This is a genomic window from Nocardiopsis sp. MG754419 (assembly GCF_018207095.1).
Classification (GTDB): domain Bacteria; phylum Actinomycetota; class Actinomycetes; order Streptosporangiales; family Streptosporangiaceae; genus Nocardiopsis.
The window spans coordinates 1-2,835 of sequence record NZ_QOCZ01000271.1 but is presented as its reverse complement, the minus strand read 5'-3'; the positions used below and the strand labels follow the sequence as shown (position 1 = coordinate 2,835).

Sequence of the window (2,835 nt, the reverse complement as noted above, 5' to 3'; positions counted from 1 at the left end):
AATCTAGCGTGGTCAGGGTCCGAGAAGAACCCTGCGGTGCCGGTCCTGTCGAGGAGTGCCATGATCGCGGTCGACCCCCCTGTGCACGATCCCATCGAGCGTCCCCTGCGTTATGGACGCCAGGACCGGCTCGGTGTGCGTGTGCTGGCCCTGGACGAGAGCGGGCCGGGGCGCATCGTGGAGGAGTTGGGGGACGCGGCCGAGGCCGACCACGTGGCGGTGGTCGTTCCGGGAAACGACAACGACCTGGGGAACTACTTCGACCAGAAGCGGGCGACACGGCCGCGCGCCAACGCCGCGACCCTGCTGGCGGAGATGCGGCGCCAGGCGCCGACCGAGCGGGTGGCCGTGGTGGTGTGGGTGGGGTACCGGGCCCCGCGGGGGTTCGGTGAGGCGGTGATGCGCGCCCCGGCCGAACGGGGCGCCCGGGAGCTGGTGCGGCTGACGCGTTTTCTGCCGGCGTCGGCACGGCTGACGTTGGTGGGCCACAGTTACGGCACGGTCGTGTGCGGGCTGGCGTTGTCACGGGCGCGGGTGAGCGACTGTGTGGCGCTGGGCAGTCCGGGGATGGGGGTGCGCACCCGCGGCGAACTGGGGTTCGCGGGGAATCTGTGGGCGGGGTTGGGGCCCACCGACTGGATCCGGTACTTCCCGCGCGGGTACGCGGCAGGGGTGGGGCACGGACCCTCGCCGCTGCGGAGCGGGTTCGGGACCCGGGTGTTCGCCACCGGTGACATCCCCGGGCACTGCTCCTACTACCGGGCCGGGAGCGAGTCGGTGCGCAACATCGCGCGGATCGCCGTGGGGCGCTACGAACGGGTGAGTCCGGCCGGGGCGATGGGCGCACCGGCGATGGGCGCGGTGCCGCCCGGACGGGTGGTGGCCTGATGCGCGCGGACGCGGCGATTCTGGCGCGGGGGTTGCGCAAGTCCTACCGGGGCGGCGGGTGGGCTCTGGACGGGGTGGATCTGGAGGTGGAGTCGGGCACGGTGCATGGGTTGCTGGGGCCCAACGGTGCGGGCAAGACCACCACGGTGCGGGTGCTGGCGACACTGGCGTCCTTCGACGCGGGGCGCGCGTGGGTGGCGGGCGTCGACGTGGCGGCCCGGCCCGGGGCGGTGCGCGAACGGATCGGGTTCGTGGGCCAGTACGCGGCGGTGGACGAGGTGTTGAGCGGTCGCCGCAACCTGGAGATGTTCGGGCGTCTGTACCACCTGGGGCGTGGGCGGGCCCGGGCGCGCGCTCAGGAGTTGTTGGAGCGGTTCGACCTGGTGGGGGCGGCCGAGCGACCGGTGCGGACGTACTCGGGTGGGATGCGGCGCCGGTTGGACCTGGCGGCCGGGTTGGTGCTGGATCCGCGGGTGCTGTTCCTGGACGAGCCGACCACGGGGTTGGATCCGCGTAGCCGCGGTGAGGTGTGGTCGGCGGTGCGCGAGCTGGTGGAAGGGGGCACCACGGTGCTGTTGACCACGCAGTACCTGGAGGAGGCCGATCGCTTGGCGGATCGGATCTCGGTGATGGACGCCGGTCGGGTGATCGCCCAGGGCGCGCCCGCGGAGTTGAAGGCACGTGTGGGCGGGGGACGGGTGGAGGTCGTGGTGGGTCGTGCGGAGGAGTTGGGGATGGCGGCGCAGGTGGTGGAGCGGATGACCGATGCGCCGCCGTCGGTGGACCGGGACGCGTTGCGGGTGTGCGCACCGCTCGCGGGTGGGGGTGCGGAGTTGACCAAGGTGGTGCGGGCCCTGGGCGAGGCGGGGTTGGAGGTGGAGGACATCGCGTTGCGTCGACCCACGCTGGACGATGTGTTCCTGAGCCTGACCGGGGGTCACGGTGGCGGGTCCGACGAGGTTGCGGGGCGGGTGCGCTCGTGAGCGCGGTGATGCGGGGCCAGGGGTCGACCGGTCGGGTGCGTGCGGTGTGCGGACGTGCGGGGTGGGCGGTGGCCGACGCGACGGTGGTGGCCCGCCGGTATCTGGCGCACCTGGTGCGCAAACCGGACGAGATCGTCGGCACGTTGATGATCCCGGTGCTGGCGGTGTTGCTGTTCGGGTTCGTGTTCGGTGAGGCGATGGGTGCGGCCATGGGGGTGGACGGTGACGACTACCGTGACTTCCTCATGCCGGGTCTGTTCGCGCTGACGATGGCGTTCGGGATCGGCAACACGACGATCGCGGTGGTCACCGATGTAGGGCGTGGGGTGGTGGATCGGTTCCGGACGTTGCCGATGGCGCCCTCGGCGCTATTGGCGGGGCGCGGTATGGCCGACGTGGTGGCGGCGTTGGTGGATCTGGCGGTCCTGGTGGGGATGGGCCTGTTGATCGGTTGGCGCTGGCATCTGGGTGTGGGGCCGGCGCTGGCGGCGTTGGTGCTGTTGCTGTGGTTGCGGGCGGCGTTCACGTGGATCGGGATCTATCTGGGGTTGGTGGTGCGCGGCCCCGAGGCGGCGATGAAGCTCTTCGCGCTGGTGTTCCCGTTGGCGATGGTGGCGGAGACGTTCGTGCCGGCCAGGATGGTGCCGGTCTGGGTGGCGCCGGTGGCGGAGTGGAACCCGTTGTCGGCGACGGTGTTGGCGTGCCGGGAGTTGTTCGGTAACACCACTGTGGTGGGTGAGGGTTGGGTGGCCCAGAACGCGGTGCTGATGGCGGTGGTGTGGCCTTTGGTGTTGCTGGTGGTGTTCGTACCGTTGTCGGTGGCCCGGTATCGGCGGTTGAGCCGCTGAGCAATCGCGGTCGTTGGAGGAGGCTGCGCGGGGGTGACCTGCCGCCGGGCGCGGTGCGGGATCGGTGCGCGAGGAGCGTGGACGATGCCCCCGTGCGGGGGAGGGGCAGGTTCGCG

General features: G+C 71.6%; 3 protein-coding genes. All 3 read left to right on the top strand.

Annotated elements, in window-relative coordinates:
• Window positions 1-60 precede the first annotated feature (60 nt).
• From DSY14_RS27440 to DSY14_RS27430, 3 genes are read left to right on the top strand one after another with little or no spacing between them, the layout of a single operon-like run.
• The gene (locus DSY14_RS27440; RefSeq protein ID WP_211719501.1) at window positions 61-888 is read left to right on the top strand and encodes an alpha/beta hydrolase; all 828 of its coding nucleotides are present in this window, start codon (window positions 61-63) and stop codon (window positions 886-888) included.
• Window positions 888-1,871, top strand: coding sequence for an ATP-binding cassette domain-containing protein (locus DSY14_RS27435; protein ID WP_283091717.1), 984 nt, complete (start codon window positions 888-890; stop codon window positions 1,869-1,871). Before DSY14_RS27440 ends, DSY14_RS27435 begins: the two co-directional genes overlap by 1 nt.
• An 8-nt stretch (window positions 1,872-1,879) precedes the next feature.
• Window positions 1,880-2,719, top strand: coding sequence for an ABC transporter permease (locus DSY14_RS27430; protein WP_211719503.1), 840 nt, complete (start codon window positions 1,880-1,882; stop codon window positions 2,717-2,719).
• Window positions 2,720-2,835 lie beyond the last annotated feature (116 nt).